Origin of the sequence: Streptomyces europaeiscabiei, from assembly GCF_001550375.1 — a bacterium.
Classification (GTDB): domain Bacteria; phylum Actinomycetota; class Actinomycetes; order Streptomycetales; family Streptomycetaceae; genus Streptomyces; species Streptomyces europaeiscabiei.
Window position 1 is genome coordinate 1 of record NZ_LRTR01000758.1, and the last position, 18,002, is coordinate 18,002.

General features: G+C 70.2%; 13 protein-coding genes. 10 read left to right on the forward strand and 3 right to left on the reverse strand.

Features of this window, described 5'->3' with window-relative positions:
* The coding region (locus AWZ10_RS37005; RefSeq protein WP_060893208.1) for an MraY family glycosyltransferase at positions 1-986 on the reverse strand (986 nt) is incomplete at its 3' end.
* Between the two features lie 267 nt (positions 987-1,253).
* Between AWZ10_RS37005 and AWZ10_RS37010 the strand changes: the two genes are divergently transcribed.
* A complete protein-coding gene (locus AWZ10_RS37010; RefSeq protein WP_060893209.1) occupies positions 1,254-3,536 on the forward strand; it encodes a (Fe-S)-binding protein in 2,283 nt (760 codons plus the stop codon).
* Positions 3,537-3,706: 170 nt separating this feature from the next.
* Here the strand turns inward: AWZ10_RS37010 and AWZ10_RS37015 are convergent, their stop codons facing one another.
* A complete protein-coding gene (locus AWZ10_RS37015) occupies positions 3,707-4,486 on the reverse strand; it encodes a DUF6281 family protein (protein WP_060893210.1) in 780 nt (259 codons plus the stop codon).
* A 324-nt stretch (positions 4,487-4,810) separates the two neighbouring features.
* On the opposite strand from AWZ10_RS37015, the gene AWZ10_RS37020 reads away from it, so the two are divergent.
* The 9 genes from AWZ10_RS37020 to AWZ10_RS37060 all read left to right on the forward strand — a co-directional run bounded on the left by AWZ10_RS37020 (position 4,811) and on the right by AWZ10_RS37060 (position 16,994).
* Entirely contained in the window at positions 4,811-6,298 is a 1,488-nt protein-coding gene (locus tag AWZ10_RS37020; RefSeq protein ID WP_060893211.1) for an FG-GAP and VCBS repeat-containing protein, read from the forward strand.
* 350 nt (positions 6,299-6,648) lie between these two features.
* On the forward strand, positions 6,649-8,127 hold the full coding sequence (locus tag AWZ10_RS37025) for an FG-GAP-like repeat-containing protein (RefSeq protein WP_046706612.1): 1,479 nt from the start codon (positions 6,649-6,651) through the stop codon (positions 8,125-8,127).
* 252 nt (positions 8,128-8,379) lie between these two features.
* A complete protein-coding gene (locus AWZ10_RS37030) occupies positions 8,380-9,810 on the forward strand; it encodes an FG-GAP repeat protein (RefSeq protein ID WP_060893212.1) in 1,431 nt (476 codons plus the stop codon).
* Between the two features lie 264 nt (positions 9,811-10,074).
* Positions 10,075-11,499 (forward strand): FG-GAP-like repeat-containing protein, encoded by a 1,425-nt coding sequence (locus AWZ10_RS37035; protein ID WP_060893213.1) that lies wholly within the window; start codon positions 10,075-10,077, stop codon positions 11,497-11,499.
* A gap of 48 nt (positions 11,500-11,547) precedes the next feature.
* Entirely contained in the window at positions 11,548-12,939 is a 1,392-nt protein-coding gene (locus AWZ10_RS37040) for a VCBS repeat-containing protein (protein WP_046709845.1), read from the forward strand.
* 409 nt (positions 12,940-13,348) lie between these two features.
* On the forward strand, positions 13,349-13,690 hold the full coding sequence (locus AWZ10_RS37045; protein ID WP_046708082.1) for a DUF5713 family protein: 342 nt from the start codon (positions 13,349-13,351) through the stop codon (positions 13,688-13,690).
* A 136-nt stretch (positions 13,691-13,826) separates the two neighbouring features.
* Positions 13,827-14,222, forward strand: a complete 396-nt coding sequence (locus tag AWZ10_RS37050; RefSeq protein WP_046708081.1) for a nuclear transport factor 2 family protein — start codon at positions 13,827-13,829, stop codon at positions 14,220-14,222.
* A 115-nt stretch (positions 14,223-14,337) separates the two neighbouring features.
* Positions 14,338-15,864 (forward strand): FG-GAP-like repeat-containing protein, encoded by a 1,527-nt coding sequence (locus tag AWZ10_RS37055; protein WP_060893214.1) that lies wholly within the window; start codon positions 14,338-14,340, stop codon positions 15,862-15,864.
* Positions 15,865-15,953: 89 nt separating this feature from the next.
* Complete coding sequence (locus tag AWZ10_RS37060; protein ID WP_107084644.1) at positions 15,954-16,994, forward strand: Yip1 family protein; 1,041 nt, start codon at positions 15,954-15,956, stop codon at positions 16,992-16,994.
* A 220-nt stretch (positions 16,995-17,214) separates the two neighbouring features.
* Here the strand turns inward: AWZ10_RS37060 and AWZ10_RS37065 are convergent, their stop codons facing one another.
* Positions 17,215-17,910: a DNA alkylation repair protein gene (locus AWZ10_RS37065; RefSeq protein ID WP_060893215.1), complete on the reverse strand. Its 696-nt coding sequence runs from the start codon at positions 17,908-17,910 to the stop codon at positions 17,215-17,217.
* Positions 17,911-18,002 lie beyond the last annotated feature (92 nt).

The following is an 18,002-nucleotide window of genomic DNA, read 5'->3' on the forward strand; positions in this document are numbered from 1 at the left end:
GGGGCGGGGCGGGCGCCGCCGACCGGCACGAAGAGCATCCCGAGCACGACCACCCCGGCCGCCCCCGCGACCCACAGCGCGGAGCGCGGTTCCGTCCACAGCATGTGGATGGCGAACCCGACTCCGGCGGAGCCCGCCGCGGCGATCCCCAGCACGACCACCACCCCCGGCGGCGTGAGACCGATCCGCCGCAACCGGTGCGCCAGATGGTCGGGCCCACCCCGCCACAGCTCCCGCCCCGCCCGCTTCCGCGACACGAGGACGAGGAGGACATCGGCGGTCGCCACGGCCGTGAGGGCGAAGGGCGCCCCGATGCCGACCCCGTACCCGGACCCGTATCCGACGACGTACACATGCAGCACGCCCCCCGCGAGCACGAAGCCCACGAAGAGGGCCCCGCAGGTGCCGAGCACGACCCGCGCGGGCGGCCAGTTGTGCATCAGGAACCCGGTGAGCGCGGCCGCCAGCACACTGAACAGTGTCGCCAGACCGTCCATGACCTCGGCCGCCGCACACCCGCTCAACGCGAACGCGGTGATCGCCCCGACCACCCCGAGGGCCCCGTCGGAACGCGTCATCCCCTTGAACCCGTGCACCACGAGGACGATCCAGACGACCCCCGACACCCCGCCCAGCACGCCCAGGTCGCGGTACGGCACGACCAGCGCGGCGGCGACGACCACCCCCGCCGCACCCACCACCGCGGGAAGCCGCCAGACATCACCGACCAGCCCGAGCACCCCCAGCCCGGCCCCCACGACGATCAGCCACCCCGCCTCGCCCCCCAACGGAGCAACCCCGCTCCTCTCCCCCACCCACGCCACGGCCCCCACCCCGGCCATCACGGCGACGCCACCGAGCAACGGCACCCGCCGCCCCCGCCGCCGCTCCACGATCCCCAGCCGCAGCGCGGGCACGCGAACGGCCGCCGAGAGCAGGGCGGTCAGCAACAGGGCGGAGGCAGCGGCAAGGATTCCGTACAGCACGGATCCAAGTTAGGCGTGAATGTCACAATTTCTGATGAATAACACGATCATTTTGAAACAGCACGATCGCGTCGACATCGACCCCGGTTCGACAGGGCCGCACTCAGGCAACCCTCAGCGACGCAGATCACCGCCCCCCTGGCTACAGTGCGGCAGGAGAACTGGGTAGTCTCAGACGGACTGCATAAGTTACCGCTTAGTAATGATCTCTCCGAGGGGCCCGGCAGGCACCCGGAGAAAGACCCTCGCAGGCCCGAGGAGCCCCCAATGCAACTCGCCGCGATCATCGTGTCGCTGGTCCTGACCGTGGTCGGCGTTGCGCTCATCGCCCGAGCCGTGGCGCAGATCTACCGGTTCGTGAAGCTCGGTCAGCCGGTACCGGCGGGCAGCCGCACCGACGACCCGAAGGCGCGCTCGATCACCCTGGCCAAGGAGTTCCTCGGCCACACCCGGATGAACCGGTGGGGGATCGTCGGCTTCGCCCACTGGTTCGTCGCGATCGGCTTCCTGACGCTGCCGCCGACCCTCGCCCAGGCGTACGGCCAGCTGTTCCAGGCGGACTGGACGCTGCCGGTGATCGGCGGCTTCCTGCCGTTCGAGATGTACATCGAGTTCATCGGTGTGATGACGATCCTCGGCATCCTGGTGCTGATCGCCATCCGGCTGCTCAACCTGCCCTCCCGGGCCGGCCGCAAGTCGCGTTTCGCGGGCTCCAAGGCCTGGCAGGCGTACTTCGTCGAGTACGTCATCCTCACCATCGGCCTCGCGATCTACACGCTGCGCGGCCTTGAGGGCGCCATCCACCACGTGGACCACTACGAGGCCGGGTACTTCGCCTCGTACCCGCTGGTCCTCGCCTTCAAGGACCTGGACCCCTCCACCCTCCAGAACCTGGTGTACTTCACCGCGATGATCAAGATCGGCGTCTCGCTGATCTGGATGATCACGGTCTCGCTGAACACCAACATGGGTGTCGCCTGGCACCGCTTCCTCGGCTTTCCGAACATCTGGTTCAAGCGGAACGCGGACGGCGCCACGGCCCTCGGCGGTCTCCAGCCCATGACCTCCGGCGGCAAGCCGATCGACTTCACCGACCCCGGTGACGACGACGTCTTCGGTGTCTCCCAGGTCGAGCAGTTCTCCTGGAAGGGCATCCTCGACTTCTCCACCTGTACCGAGTGCGGTCGCTGTCAGTCGCAGTGCCCGGCCTGGAACACCGGCAAGCCGCTGTCCCCCAAGCTGCTGATCATGTCGCTGCGGGACCACGCGCACGCCAAGGCCCCCTACCTGCTCGCCGGTGGCGGCAAGAACGCGGAGGGCGAGGAGAAGGCCTCCGCCGAGCAGCTCGCCTCCGTGCCCGCAGCCGCCCTCGCCGAGGCCGAGCGGCCGCTGATCGGGACCGTCGAGGAGAACGGCGTCATCGACCCCGACGTCCTGTGGTCCTGCACGACCTGCGGTGCCTGCGTCGAGCAGTGCCCGGTCGACATCGAGCACGTCGACCACATCGTCGACATGCGCCGCTACCAGGTGATGATCGAGTCCGCGTTCCCGTCCGAGGCGGGCACGATGCTCAAGAACCTGGAGAAGAAGGGCAACCCCTGGGGCCTGGCGAAGAAGCAGCGCCTGGAGTGGCTCAAGGAGGTCGAGTTCGAGGTCCCGGTCGTCGGCAAGGACATCGAGGACCTCTCCGAGGTCGAGTACCTGTACTGGGTCGGCTGCGCCGGCGCGCTGGAGGACCGGGCCAAGAAGACCACCAAGGCCTTCGCGGAGCTGCTCCACATGGCGGGCGTCAAGTTCGCCATCATGGGCGGCGACGAGAAGTGCACCGGTGACTCCGCCCGCCGCCTCGGCAACGAGCCCCTGTTCCAGGAGCTCGGCATGGAGAACGTCGCCGCGCTGAACATGGCGTTCGGCGAGGACGACGAGGACGAGTCGACGAAGAAGCCCAAGTCGGCCAAGAAGATCGTCGCCACCTGCCCGCACTGCCTCAACACGCTCGGCAACGAGTACCCGCAGCTCGGCGGCGACTACGAGGTCATCCACCACACCCAGCTGCTCCAGCACCTCATCGACGAGGGCAAGCTGATCCCGGTGACCCCGGTCGAGGGCCTCATCACCTACCACGACCCCTGCTACCTGGGCCGGCACAACAAGATCTACACGCCCCCGCGCGAGATCATGTCCGCCGTCCCGGGCCTGCGTCAGCAGGAGATGCACCGCCACAAGGAGCGAGGCTTCTGCTGTGGCGCCGGTGGCGCGCGGATGTGGATGGAGGAGCGGATCGGCAAGCGCATCAACAACGAGCGCGTCGACGAGGCCCTCTCCCTCAACCCGGACATCGTCTCCACCGCCTGCCCGTTCTGCCTCGTCATGCTGACCGACTCGGTCAACGGCAAGAAGAACGAGGGCAAGGCCAAGGAGTCCATCACGGTCGTCGACGTCGCCCAGCTCCTGCTGGAGTCCGTGAAGACGCCCGTCCCGGACGACGACGAGCCCCCGGCGGGCACGGCGGAGGCGGAATCCGAGCCGGAGCCGCAGCCGGTGAAGTAGCCCTCCCACAACGGCAGTCGGTACCACGGCAGTCGGTACCACCAGTACGTCGCCCCCGGTCTCCGCCGCTCGGACCGGGGGCGTCGTCGTGTCACCGCTTCATCGACTCACCGTGCATGAGGCTCACCGTGCATGAGGCTCACCGTGCGTCAGGTTCACCGTGCGTCAGTTCACCGCTCTTCGGCCGGGAGCAGTTCCTCGACCTCCGGCGGCAGGTCGTCGTCCATGCGCACCATGAGGAAGGGCTCCTCGTCCGCCGAGAAACGGATGGCTATGGCGTCGGCCGGGTCCAGCCCCTTGACCTCGTACGCCTGGAACGCCGCCGGCTCGGCCGAGGGGTCGACCTCGCCGGGCGTGTCGCCGCAGGGCACGGCACGGGCCTTCCCCGCCTTGGCGCCCAGCTCGATCCGCGCGTCGCCGTGGTTGCTGTAGCTGTCCTTTCCGTACTCCACGACGAGCGCGCACTTCTCCGGACTCTCCCCGCTGCCGCTGTCGCTGTCGCCACTGTCAGGACCGCCGGCATCGTCCTCACCGCCCTGCTCGTCGCTCCCGAAGAGGCGCTCGGCCGCCTCGTTCACGCCTCCGTCCTCGGTCATGTGGATCAGAACGCGCACTTCGTCCCCCGGTGACTCGCGGACCGCGATCGCGTCCTCGGTGTCGATGCCCTTGATGGCGTACGCCGTGTAGGCGGTCAGATCCTCGACCGCCACCTGGTCCTCCTCGTCACCGCCCGTGTCGTCGCAGACCGAGTCCCGTGCGGTGCCCACCTCGGCGCCGAGGGTGTGGTCGACCTTGCCCGCATCGATGTACACCCGGTCGTCGTAGTCCACGGCGAACACGCACGACGCCGAACTCGTCCCGCCTGTCTCCAGTGCAGCGCAGCCGACGGCCAGGGGGGTCATCGCCAGGGCGGTCAGGGCGATCCGTACACGGGTAATGCTCAGCATCATGTCTCCTACCGGTTCGACGGCATGTCTGTCGTTGACTGTCTGTCGTTGACTGTCTGTCGTTGACTGTCTGTCGTTGACTGTCTGTCGTTGCCTCGCACCGCAGACGCACGACCACAGCGGAACGTTCGGACGCCCCGGCCCGCCCGATGCCCCAGGAACCTCCCCGGACTCACGTACAACCCGGCCACCCCCTCAGCGGTCTCCTGTTTGCCGAAGCCCTCCCCAACTCCTGTAGAACTCCAGGCGCATGGGGGCGGAACGGGCACCCCATCGACTGTGGACGTCCGCTTCCCGGCGTCCCCGCATGCAGCAGGAGATCCCCGCATGCACAAGCACCTGCGACTCGCCCTCGCCACGGCGTCCGCCGCCGCGCTGACGGGCGGTCTGCTCACGTTCACGACGGCGACGGCGACGGCGACGGCGGCCGACCCGGTCCACCACCCCGTGGCCGACTTCAACGACGACGGGTACGGCGATGTCGCGTACTCGGCCGCCGTCGCCACCGTGGACGGCAGGACGTACGCCGGCCAGATCGTCGCCCTGTACGGCTCGGCGAGCGGCGTCACGTCCACGAACCGCACCACGATCAGCCAGAACACGCCCGGCATCCCCGACAGCGCCGAGCAGGGCGACAGCTTCGGCGAGGTCAGCGCGTACGGCGACTTCGACGGCGACGGCTTCGACGACCTCGCCGTGTCCGCGTCCCTGGAGGACACCGGCGGCGACAGGGACACCGGCACGGTCGTGATCGTGTGGGGTTCGTCGAGCGGCCTGTCCGGCGGTACGACGCTGGCGGACCCGGCGCCCTCCCGCCACGGCGGCTGGGGCAAGTCGCTGGCCGCGGGCGACTTCGACGGCGACGGCACGGAGGACCTCGCGGTCGGCACCGCGTCGAGCACGGTCCACGTGTTCCGTGGCGGCATCGGCAAGTCGGGCAAGGCCGGCGGCCGTTACACCGTCAAGGCGCCCATCAGGTCCGATGAATTCACGGGCGCGCTCAACCTCACCGCGGGCGACGTCAACGGCGACCAGCGGACCGACCTGATCGTCAACGGCATCGAGACCGGCGGCGAGTGGCGCTGGAACGTCAACTACTACGTGCCCGGCACGGCCTCCGGTCTGTCCGTCGCCGCCGCCCGGAAGCTGAAGCCCGGCATCGTCAGCGCCATCGGCGACATCAACGGCGACGGTTTCGGCGACATCGTGACCGGCCAGGAGTGGGACCCGACCGACGACCCCGACGTGCTGTCCGCACCCGGCTCCGTCACCGGCGGCAAAGCCAACATCACCTACGGCTCGGCCGACGGCCCGGCCACCGCCACGGCCACCGCGCTGACCCAGAACACCGGCAAGGTACCCGGCGCCTCCGAGGCCGGCGACAGCTTCGGCTTCGAACTGTCGCTCGGAGACATCAACGGCGACGGCTTCCAGGACCTGGTGGTCGCCACGTCCGACGAGGACCTGAAGGGTGTCGTCGACGCGGGCGCCGTGACGGTCCTCCACGGCTCGTCCTCCGGCCTGAACACGGACTCCGGCCTCCAGTACTTCACCCAGGCCACGGCCGGTGTCCCCGGCACGAACGAGATCTACGACCACTTCGGCTCCGAGGTGAAACTCACCGACGTCACGGGCGACGGCAGGGCGGACCTGACGGTCGGCAGGGCCGGCGAGAACGGCGGCAACGGCTCGGTGGTCTACCTGCCGTCCGACGGCACGAAGATCACGGCGACCGGCACGCGCTCCCTCGCCCCGTCCTCCGTGGGCGTGTCGACACACGCCTCACCGAACTTCGGCGGCGAGGCGGCCAACTGACCCGGGTCCCCGGTCAGTACGGGGGCGCCCTCCGCGAGTGAGGGGCGCGGGCGGTGGGGCGTGCGGGCCAGAGGCTGCCGCCGGTGCCCCACCGGTCCCTCCCTCCGGGTCCCAACAGGCCTTGGTCCCACTGGCCCCGCTGGCTCTACTGGCCCCGCTGGGCCTACTAATCCCGCTGGGCCCAAAAATTTCTCGAACTCCCGTACAACCCTCCCGCCACCCCACCGGTCTCTTGTTCGCCAACTTTCCTGTGAAGCCCAGGCGAACTCCGGGCGAACACGGACAGAAGGGCACCCCATTTGACTGCGGGACGTCTGCCAGGCGTCCCGCATGCGGCAGGAGATTCCCGCATGCGCAAGCACCTGCGACTCGCTCTCGCGACGGCCTCCGCGGCCGCGCTGACCAGCGGTCTGCTCACCTTCTCGGCCGCGACGGCGACGGCGGCCGACTCGGTCCACCACCCGGTGGCCGACTTCAACGGCGACGGCTTCGGCGACGTCGCGTACTCGGCGGGCGGGGCCACCGTCGGCGGCAAGAAGGCCGCCGGGCAGGTCGTCGCCCTGTACGGCTCCGCGAGCGGTGTGACCTCGACGAAGCGCACGACCATCAGCCAGAACACGACCGGCGTGCCCGGCGACGCCGAGGCCGACGACTGGTTCGGCTGGTCCACCGCGTACGGCGACTACAACGGCGACGGTTTCGACGACCTCGCCGTGTCCGCGCCGGACGAGGACGTGTCCGGTGACACCGACGGCGGCACCGTCCTCGTCGTGTGGGGCTCGGCCAAGGGCCTCTCCGGTGCGACCACCATCAAGGACCTGGCGCCCTCGTCCCACGACCAGTGGGGCAAGTCGCTCGCCTCGGGCGACTTCGACGGGGACGGCACCGAGGACCTGGCGATCGGCAACACGTCGAACCTCGTGTACATCGTCGGCGACGGCATCACCAAGTCCGGGTCGCTCGGCGACCAGTACGGCATCAAGATGGACATCCGCTCCGGCAAGGGCACGGGCGCGGTCATGCTCACCGCCGGCGACACCAACGGCGACAAGCGGACCGACCTGGTGGTCGACGGCTACGAGACCGACGGCGACTGGGGCTACAACACCAACTGGTACGTGCCGGGCGCGGCCGGCGGCCTGGGCGCGGACGGCGGTGACCGGGAGCTGAGGCGCGGTGTCATCACCGGCATCGGCGACGTCAACGGCGACGGCTTCGGCGACGTGGTCACCGGTCAGGACTGGGACCCGTCCAAGGACGGCAGCGAGCCCAGCGTGCCCGGCTCGTCCACCGGCGGCAAGGTCCACATCATCTACGGCTCCGCCGACGGCCCGACCACCACGGTCGCGGTGACGCAGAACAGCGGCAACGTGCCCGGCTCGTCCGAGCGCGGCGACTTCTTCGGCAGTGAGCTGTCGCTCGGCGACATCAACGGTGACGGCAAGGCCGACCTGGTCGTCGGCTCGCCCGGCGAGAACCTCGGCGGTGTCGTCAACACCGGCGCGGTGACCGTCCTGTACGGCTCGGCGTCCGGCGTGAACACCACCTCCGGCCTCCAGTACTTCGCCCAGTCCACGGCCGGCGTCCCCGGCTCGGACGAGAAGGACGACCTGCTCGGCGGCGAGGTCAAGCTCACCGACGTCACCGGTGACGGCCGGGCGGACCTGACGGTCGGCTCGTACGGCGAGAACGACTACAACGGCTCGTTGCTCTACCTGCCCTCCAACGGCACGAAGATCACCACGACCGGCGCCCGCTCCATCGCCCCGTCCGCGGTCGGCGTCTCCACCTCCGGCCAGCCGGTCTTCGGCGCGAACGCGGCCAACTGAGCACCGGCTGACATGCACGGCCTGTGAAGGGGGCCCGCATCCGACAAGGTGCGGGCCCCTCACACACGAGGAGCGGACCTTCCCACACGAGGTGCGGGCCGCGACCCCGAGCGTTCACCGAACTCCCGGGCAACCCTCCCGCCCCTCCACCGTTCTCCTGCCCGCACACCCTTACGACGACTTCGTACACCCCTACGACGGCAGTGGGGCCCGCCGCGCTCGGCGCGCGCCCTCCTCCCTCCTGGAGTCCCCTTGCGTACTCGCTCCTTCCTCCTGGCCGCCGGCCTCATCACCGGCCTCCTCACCGCGCTCCCGGGCACCGCCTCGGCAGCCCCCTCCGGCCTGTCCGGCGACTTCAACGGCGACGGCTACCGCGACCTCGCGATCTCCGCGTCCATCGCCAAGGTCTCCGGCAAGAAGGGCGCCGGTTACGTCGCGGTCGTCTACGGCACCGCGAAGGGCATCGACACGGCCAAGCGCCAGATCATCAGCCAGGCCACGACCGGCGTGCCCGGCGCCCCGCAGTCGTCCGGCTACTTCGGCGACCGCCTGACCACGGGCGACCTCGACGACGACGGCTACACGGACCTGATCGTGGGCGCGCACGCCCGCACGCTCGGCTCGTCCGGCGACTCGGGCGCCCTCACCGTCCTGTGGGGCGGCGCGAGCGGTCTCAAGACGGCGACCGACATCACCTCGCCCCTCCCCGAGAACCGCAACGAGCTGGGCTGGTCCGTGGCCACCGGGGACTTCGACGGAGACGGCGACACCGACCTGGCCGCCGCCAACCTCGCGTTCCCCGAGCTGAACGTCTTCAAGGGCCCGATCTCCCGCACCGGCAAGGCCACGGGACTCGTCGGCATCGACACGTACGGGCAGACCGGCATCAACACCGACAAGATCGTCGCGGGAGACGTCACCGGCGACGGTACGACGGACCTCCTGGTCATGGGCCAGCAGGAGATCAAGAACGGCTACCGCACCCGCAGCGTCCTCTACAAGGGCTCCGCCTCCGGCCTCAAGGCGGGCGGCAAGGTCGCCGGCGGCTACGACGCCGTCATCGCCGACGTGAACAAGGACGGCCGGGGCGACATCGTCACCGGCAACTTCATGGAGAAGTCGACCGACGAGCCGAACGGCGGCCCCGGCGGCGCGATCACGGTCACGTACGGCAGCGCCACGGGCCTCAGCACCCGTACCCCGGTCCGTATCAACCAGGACACCGCGGGCGTGCCCGGCTCCGCGACGAGGAACGACAGGTTCGGCTGGAGCCTGTCCGCGGGGGACGTCAACCGCGACGGGTACACCGACATCGCGGTCGGCGTCCCCCAGAAGAGCGTGGGCTCGGCGAAGAACGCCGGTGCCGTCGTCGTCCTGCGGGGTTCGAAGTCCGGCCTCACCGGCAGCGGCGCCAAGTCCTTCTCCCAGAACACCTCGGGAGTCCCCGACACGGCGGAGTCGTACGACTTCTTCGGAGCGGCGGTCCGTCTCACCGACAGCAACCTCGACGGTTTCGCGGAACTGGTCGCGGGCGCCTACGCCGAGAACTCCAGCGACGGTGCCGTCTGGCTGCTGAAGTCCGGCTCCTCCGGCATCACGGGCACCGGCGCGAAGTCCTTCAACGGCAAGACCCTGGGCGGGCCTTCGGGCGACGCGTACTTCGGGGACGTACTCGGGGGCTGACGGACACGAGGACGGGGACGGGGACGGGCAACGGCTGACGCGGCTGACGGGGGCGGGGCGGAGGCGGGGCGGGTACGACGGCGAACGCCCCACCCGCCACCACCCGCCGTCCCCGCGCCCCGCGCCCCGCGCCCCGCGCCCCGAAGTTCACCGCCCTCCCGTGCAACCCTCCTGCCCCTTCACGGGTCTTCTGCTCGCACACCCTTACGACGGCAGTGGGGCCGGTCCGCTCGGCGCGCGCCCTCCTCTCTCCTGGAGTTCTCCTTGCGCACTCGTTCCTTCCTCCTGGCCGCAGGCCTCCTCGCCTCCGGTCTGACGCCGCTCGCCCTTTCCACGCCCGCCGGCGCGGCGGTCGCCAAGTACGCGGACGACTACAACGGTGACGGCTACCGCGACCTCGCGGTGGGCGCGCCGGGCACCGATGTCGGCGGCGCGTCGTCGGCCGGCGCGGTGGTCGTGTTCTACGGCTCGAAGTCGGGTGCCTCGGCCGCCAACCGGAGCGTGATCACGCAGAACACCACCGGAGTCGCCGGTTCGGCCGAAAGGCAGGACAATTTCGGCGCCAGCCTCGCCTCCGCCGACTTCAACAAGGACGGCTACGCGGACCTCGCCGTCGGTGCGACCGGCGAGGGCGTCGGCGTCGATTCGTACGTGGGCCAGGTCACCATCCTGTGGGGCGGCAAGAAGGGCCTGTCCGGCGGCACCGCCCTGCCACAGCCGTCCGATATCGCCGCCGAGCACGCTTACAGCCACGGCCTCGCGGCGGCCGACTTCAACGGCGACGGCTCGCCCGACCTCACGGTCACCGGCGAGTGGCAGACCCGGATCTACAACGGTCCGTTCAAGAAGACCACCGGCAACGCGGCGAGCGCGAGCTACGTCGGCACCGTCGGCGCCACGCGCGACGTCGGCGCGGGCGACCTCACCGGGGACAAGGCCGCCGAGCGCGTCTACCCGTACGCGACGACCTCCCACCCCGGCGGCCAGGTCAGGTACCACACGTACAACGGCAAGAAGACCGTCGTGGTCGACATGCCGAAGGCCGAGGGCAACAGCCGCGTCACCATCGGCGACATCAACGGCGACGGCTACGGCGACCTCGTCCTCGCCGACCCCGGGGACCCGGCGAACCAGGACGGCGCCGGCCACCTGGGCGGCCAGGTGGAGATCTGGTACGGCGGCAAGGGCGGCCCCGACCTCACCCAGACCCCGACGGTCATCAACCAGGACACCCCCGGCGTCCCGGGTACGGGCGAGGAGGCCGACTTCTTCGGCGGCTCGCTCTCCCTCGGCGACATCAACGGCGACAAGTACGCAGACCTCGCGGTCGGCGCTCAGTACGAGGGCCTGAACGGCAAGCGGTGGGTCGGCACGGTCACCGTCCTGTACGGCTCGGCCGCCGGTCTGACCACCAAGGGCGCCGCGACCTACAGCCAGGACACCGCGGGCGTCCCCGGCACCGCCGAGACCCAGGACGGCTTCGGCAGCGCCGTCCGTCTGATCGACCTCGACAAGAACGGCAAGGCCGAACTGGTCACGACGGCCCCCGGCGAGAACGCCAAGGGCGCCCTTCTCGTCCTCAAGGGCACGGCCTCCGGCCTGACCACGAAGGGCGCGAAGAGCATCACGGCGGCGAACGTCGGACTCAAGGGGACCGCGAACAGCTTCGGCGCGCATCTCGCCCAGTAGCCGCGCCCACTCCCCTCCCCTCCTCTCCCCTCACTGCGAAGGACATACATGCGATTCCGTAGCGCCACGATGGCCGCGACGCTCGTGGCGGCGACCGTGACCCCCCTCGCCTTCTCCCTCTCCATCGGCCCGGCCGCCGCCGCGGCCGCCAAGTACGCGGACGACTTCAACGGCGACGGCTACCGCGACAACGCGGTCTTCTCGTACGGCACCGAGACCCGCTTCAGCAAGGGCGGCGGCGTCCTCGTCACGTTCGGCCACGCGAACGGCCCGGGCAAGAAGACCCAGTTCATCGACCAGGCGAGCGCGGGCGTGCCCGGGGCCGACGAGACGGACGACTACTTCGGCGAGGTCCGCACGGCGGCCGACTTCAACAAGGACGGCTACGGCGACCTCGCGGTCTCCGCCAACGGCGAGAACGTCGGCAAGTACAAGGACAACGGCACGGTCACCATCCTCTGGGGCGGCAAGAAGGGCCTGTCCGGCGGCACGACCGTCCCGTTCAAGGGCCCGAAGGGTGTCTCCGGCGAGGCCCGCGACTTCGCCACCGGCGACTTCAACGGCGACGGCAGCCAGGACCTGGCCCTCGTCCGCGACGGAAAGACGTACGTCTACCGGGGCGCGATCGCCAAGTCGGGGGTGAAGGGCTCGGTCACGGTCCTGGACAAGGACGGTGCGGGCTTCTACTCCACCGCGCTGATCTCCGGCAAGGTCAACAAGGACGGCAGGACCGACCTCGTCATCATCGGCGACGTCGTCACCGACACCACCCTCGCCTCCGACGCCTGGTTCATCTCCGGCGGCAAGACCAAGCTCTACCCCGGCAAGACCCTCCGCCTCGAATCCATCAAGTCCAACGGCGGCCAGGCCGAACGCGGCGGCGACGGCGTCATCGACGACTTCGACAAGGACGGCTACGGCGACATCGCCATCGGCACACCGGTCTACGACAAGACCAAGGGTCGCGTGACGGTCTGGTACGGCGCGTCCTCGGGCCCGTCGAAGTCGGCCCGCTTCACCCAGTCCACGTCCGGTATCGCCGACACCCCGGAGTCGTACGACGCCTTCGGCGACGTGGTGACCTCCGGCGACATCAACGGAGACGGCTACCGTGACCTCGCGGTGGCCGCGCCGGGCGAGAGCCTGAACGGCAAGGGCGAGGCGGGCGCGATCCACGTCCTCTACGGCAGCAAGTCGGGCCTGACGGCCAAGGGATCCCAGTTCCTCACCCGCAACACCGCAGGCATGCCGGGCGACTTGGCGGCCGGCGACTACTTCGGCCACACGATCCGCCTCCGCGACACCAACCGCGACGGCAAGGCCGACCTGTACGTGCTGGGGGAGAACGGTTCGATGGTCCTGCGAGGTTCGTCGAAGGGCGTCACGACCGCCGACTCGATGGCGGTGGACGGCGACGCGGTCCGGGGGATGCTTCAGTAACGCGGGGCGCGTAGCGCGCGTATGAGGGCGTATGAGGGCGGCGAGCCCGGCGGGGGTTGTGTGGACGACCACCTGGCCGGGCTCTCCGCTTTCGCGGAGGTGCACCCCTTCCGGGGCGGCGGCGATCCCAAGGCGGTCGGGAGCGCCTTCGTCCGCGGAGAAAAGAGGACTTCCCTCCGCCACACCAACGGCCCGGCGGCCCTGAAACTCAGACAGTCCGGCCCCTCCACCCGCGTCGGCGGCTGGGACACGGACCTCACACCCCCCGACGATCACCACCCCCACCGCCACCTCCGGCCGAGGCCCGCACCTGCTCGACGCCCACCCGGGCGCCCGGGCCGTCCCGCCCCGATGTCAGTGGCGTGGTGCATGATCGGCGCATCGGACCTTCGAGGGGGATGGAAACGCCATGGCGATCACAAACCAGCAGGTGGCAGGGCGCGCGTTCCTGCGGCAGCTCTACGCGGACGCGTACTACCCCGATCATGTCGTCGACCAGGGCAGGGCGATCCTGCTGCGGCTGTGCGACCGCATCGAAGCCGATCAACCGGCGGACCTGACGTCGCTGTACGCGCTGACCCAGGCCGCCACGGAGGAATTCAACGTGCTGCAGGCGGAGTTCGAGGCTGCCGGGAGTGACATAGAGACGGTCGCGCGGGAGGAGATCGCCGAGGACTTCTGGTTCGTCGCCTCCGTCTACGGGTTCACGGACGCGGACGTGGAAACGCTGATCAGCACCCGGGACTGGTGAGGGACGAACCGAGAGTCCGCTGCCGGCCGGAGCCCCGCGTCGAGGACCGTGACACGGTCGCGGAGACCCGCACCCACGGGGATAATTACCCCGTACGGTCACAAACCTCACGGAGAGCGGAAAGCCGGCGATCATCATGGCCGAACACCCGAACGCAACCCTCGTCCGCAAGGGCTACGACGCCTTCACCCGAGGCGACATGGACACCCTCCGCGGCCTGATGGCCTCGGACTGCACCCACCACGTCCCCGGCAGCCACCTCCTCTCGGGCGACTACAAGGGCCAGGACTCGATGATCGGCCTGTATCAGCGGCTCTTCGAGGAGACCGCCGGAACGTTCCGCGTCGACCTGAGCCATGTCTGCGTGGACGGCCGCGGCCACGCCGTCTCCGTGCACCGCTACACGGCCGAGCGGGGCGACAAGCGGATCGAGCAGAACGGCTGCCTCGTCTTCCGGATCGTCGGAGACAAGATCACGGACATCGACGAGTGCCAGGAGGACATGGACAAGGAGAACGCGTTCTGGTCGTAGCCCCCCGAGGCGAGACTCTTTCGTTCTCGCCCGCACAACCCCATACGGCTTCCAGGTGTCACACAGGTGAACCAGCCACACCCCCGACATCCGGCCACCCACCTGGAGCCCTCCCGTGCACGGACAGACGCACAGACGGACGCGCAGACGGACGTACGCCCTGGCCGCCGCCACCGTGGCGACCGCCACCGCCACCACGGCGGCTCTCGCCCTGACCCTCGCCCCGGCCGCGGTCGCCACCCCGCGCACCGAGCCCGCCCCGCAGCCCACCGCCGTGACCAGCGACTTCAACGGTGACGGCTACGCGGACCTCGCCGTCGGCGTCCCGGACGCGACCGTGAACGGCAAGGCGAAAGCCGGCTATGTGAACCTCGTCTGGGGCGGTGCGAAGGGCCTGGGCAGGGACGGAAGCATGCGGGTCAGCCAGGCCACCGCCGAGGTCCCCGGCGCCCCCGAGAAGGGCGACCGCTTCGGCGCGTCCGTCGTGCTGGAGGACCTGAACGGCGACGGCGACGCGGAGCTGATCATCGGCGCACCCGGTGAGGACGTCGACGGGCGGGGCGCGGACGCCGGCGCGGTCACCGTCGTCGGCGGCGCCAGGCACGGCACGGGCCCGGGGTCCACGGCCCTCACCGGTCCGTCGGCGAAGTCGGCGTACGGCCTGTCGGTGGCCGCGGCCGACCTCACCGGCGACAACCAGAGGGACCTGGTGGTCGGCGGCCGCGACAAGGTCGTCCTGCGCGCCGTCGTCGACAACGGCGAGGACGTCGTCACCACCACCGTCCTGGCCACCCCCATGGGCGGCCGCGCCCCCGTCCTCGCCACCGGCGACTTCACCGCCGACGGCACAGCCGACCTGGCCGTCGCCTACCACACGATCAACGCCCCCTACACCCAGTCGCACGTCCGGCTGTGGTCGTGGGACGAGGCCGAGCGGCACATGGTCAACACCTGGAACTCCGACAACGGCGCCGCCTCCGCGCTCGCCGTCGGCGACTTCGACGGCGACGGCCTGGACGACCTGGCCCTCGGCGAGTGCCGCGAGATAGCCGACGAGAACATCGACGACCCGTGCGGCCCGGAGTCGTACGCCAAGGGCGGCGGCATCCACATCGAGTACGGCGACAAGAACGGCTCCTTCGGCTACCGCTCCCAGACCCTCAACCAGGACACCGTCGGCGTCTACGGCGTCGCCGAGGACGGCGACCGCTTCGGCGCCTCCCTCGCCGTACTGGACTGGAACCGCGACGGCCGCGACGACCTGGTCGCGGGCGCCCCCGGCGAGGCCATCGGCACCCGCAAGGCGGCCGGCGCGGCCACCCTGCTGCTGGGCCACGCCGACGGCATCGTCGACAAGTTCGGCGAGGCGACCTCCGTCCAGTACCACCAGGACCGCCCCCGCGTCCCCGGCGTGGCGGAGACGAACGACGCCTTCGGCACGGCCGTCGCCACCGGCGACTACGACCGGGACGGCACCCCGGACACGGCCGTCGGCGCCCCGGGCGAGAACGCGAAGTCCGGCGGCGTCTGGGTCTTCCCGAAGACCTCCGTGACGAACTCGCGCGCCCTCACCCCGAAGAACCTCGGCCTCCCGTCCCCCACGACGGCACTGTCGTACGGCCGGTACCTGAGCAGCCACTGACACGCCTCCGCATCGGGGCCGCGGCCCTGGGACCAGCCCATACGCGCCCCGACCGAACCCCTCAGGAATCCCTGACGATCCCTTAGGGGATGTCACAGCTCGGCAGCAAAGCCGGGCCGGTTGGCCCCGGCCCGGCACGCTGCAGCCCGGGACCAGGTACGTTCGATGACGTGGCTGGATTCAGGATCGGACGCGGCCGGGACAACGGCGCTCCTCAAGCGCGACCGCAAAACCCTCCGTACGGACAGCAGGCCCCGCAGGCCGGCGGCCCGTCGTACGGCTACCCCCAGACGCCCCCAGGGCCGCCGTACGGCGGCGGCCGGAGCGGCGGTCAGGGCGGCTGGCCGCAGACGCACGGCGGCGGACACCCCGGCAACCACGGGGCTCGCGGCAACCACGGGGGCCACGGCAACCACGGCGAGCCGGAGTACTTCGGCGACGACGGCACGCACCCCCACCCGCAGGGTGGCGGCGCGGACCCGTACGCCGCCAACAACCCGGGGCACACGCAGATGTTCTCGGTCGGCGAGGACCCGTACCAGCAGGGCGACACCTACCGCGCGGGCAACACCCCGGCGGCCCCGCTCGGCCCGCGGCTGCCGTGGAAGGCCCTCCTCAAGGGCATCGTCACCAGCCCGAACCAGACGTTCCTGGTGATGCGCGACTACGCGGTGTGGGGCCCCGCCCTGATCGTGACGTTCCTGTACGGCCTGCTGGCCGTCTTCGGCTTCGACGGCGCCCGCGAAGACGCGATCAACGCGACGCTCTCGAACGCCGTACCGATCGTCCTCGTCACAGCCGTGACGATGGTGGTGAGCACCTTCATCCTGGGCGTGGTCACCCACACCCTGGCCCGCCAGATCGGCGGCGACGGCGCCTGGCAGCCCACGGTCGGCCTCTCCATGCTGATCATGTCCCTCACGGACGCGCCCCGCCTGGTCGTCGCCATGTTCGCGGGCGGCGACGCCTCCTTCGTCCAGATCCTCGGCTGGATCACCTGGGTCGCCGCCGGCGCGCTCCTGACCCTGATGGTCTCCAAGTCGCACGACCTCCCCTGGCCGAAGGCCCTGGGCGCCTCGGCGATCCAGCTGGTCGCGATCCTGTCGCTGATCAAGCTGGGCACGTTCTAGGCGGGACACCGCCGTACGACAGGACGGGGCCCCCGGCGCAGTCGCTGCGCCGGGGGCCCCGTCGCATGCCCGTACACGCACAGGCATGCACACTCATACGTCCCTGCACCCCCTACATCCCTGCACAGGCCCATACCGAGATCCTCGGAATCGGAATCCCGCCGCTTCCCCGGGCCGAGGGACCCTGGATCTTCCGCCGGCCCGATCCGTCGGACGGGCCCTACCGCGTCCTCACGAACCGGGCACGCAGGCCCGGTGCCACACGCTCGGTCGCGTACCGCACGGTGATCCGCGGCAGCTCTGCGTGGTTCCGGTCGAGGAAGTCCACCATCACCCGCTCGTCCCGGCGGCCGATCTCCCGCAACATCCACCCCAACGCCTTGTGGATCAGCGGCTCCGGATCCCGGCGCAGCCTGAGAACGAGTCGGAGGGTCGGCTCGAAGCGGCCGGCCCGGATCAGCGCCAAGGTGGCCAGCACGGCGATCCTGCGGTCCCACAGCCGCGCCGAGCCGGCCAGGTCGTCCAGCACATCCAACGGTCCGTCCAGGAGCCACGGCCCCAGCACGACATGCGCGGAACCATCCACCAGATCCCAGTTGTCCACGCAATCGGTGCGTGCCAGATAGAAATCGACCAGCTCCGTACGGTCGGCGCCCCGCGCACTGCGCATCTGCTCAGCCAGGACCAGCAGACCTGCGAACCGCTCCTCATGCACGCGGCTGTGCAGCAGAACGTCTACGTCCGTCAGAGGCAACTCCCGGTACTGCCGGGCCAGTTCACGCATCACGGGAACGCGCACACCGAGCAGCTCGTCGTCGTCCGCGGGGCTGAGCACCCGCACGAGCTGCGCCCGAACACGGGGCTCCGCATGATCTCTCAGCTCGGACCGCAGTCTCTGCAGGGTGCCAGTCGTCATGCTCACGGACGCTAGCGCCCTAGGTACTGTCGGCGCGCTCGGGTTGCGTACCCGCCATGACCGAAGCAGCACAGGACAGGGTGGGGTTGTCG

Bases quoted from the DNA above. Each gene is read 5' to 3' on its own strand.
- AWZ10_RS37015 (WP_060893210.1), bottom strand. From the start codon at position 4,486: ATGATGCTGAGCATTACCCGTGTACGGATCGCCCTGACCGCCCTGGCG.
- AWZ10_RS37045 (WP_046708082.1), top strand. From the start codon at position 13,349: ATGGCGATCACAAACCAGCAGGTGGCAGGGCGCGCGTTCCTGCGGCAG.
- AWZ10_RS37060 (WP_107084644.1), top strand. From the start codon at position 15,954: ATGTCACAGCTCGGCAGCAAAGCCGGGCCGGTTGGCCCCGGCCCGGCA.
- AWZ10_RS37065 (WP_060893215.1), bottom strand. From the start codon at position 17,910: ATGACGACTGGCACCCTGCAGAGACTGCGGTCCGAGCTGAGAGATCAT.
- AWZ10_RS37025 (WP_046706612.1), top strand. From the start codon at position 6,649: ATGCGCAAGCACCTGCGACTCGCTCTCGCGACGGCCTCCGCGGCCGCG.
- AWZ10_RS37040 (WP_046709845.1), top strand. From the start codon at position 11,548: ATGCGATTCCGTAGCGCCACGATGGCCGCGACGCTCGTGGCGGCGACC.
- AWZ10_RS37010 (WP_060893209.1), top strand. From the start codon at position 1,254: ATGCAACTCGCCGCGATCATCGTGTCGCTGGTCCTGACCGTGGTCGGC.
- AWZ10_RS37050 (WP_046708081.1), top strand. From the start codon at position 13,827: ATGGCCGAACACCCGAACGCAACCCTCGTCCGCAAGGGCTACGACGCC.
- AWZ10_RS37020 (WP_060893211.1), top strand. From the start codon at position 4,811: ATGCACAAGCACCTGCGACTCGCCCTCGCCACGGCGTCCGCCGCCGCG.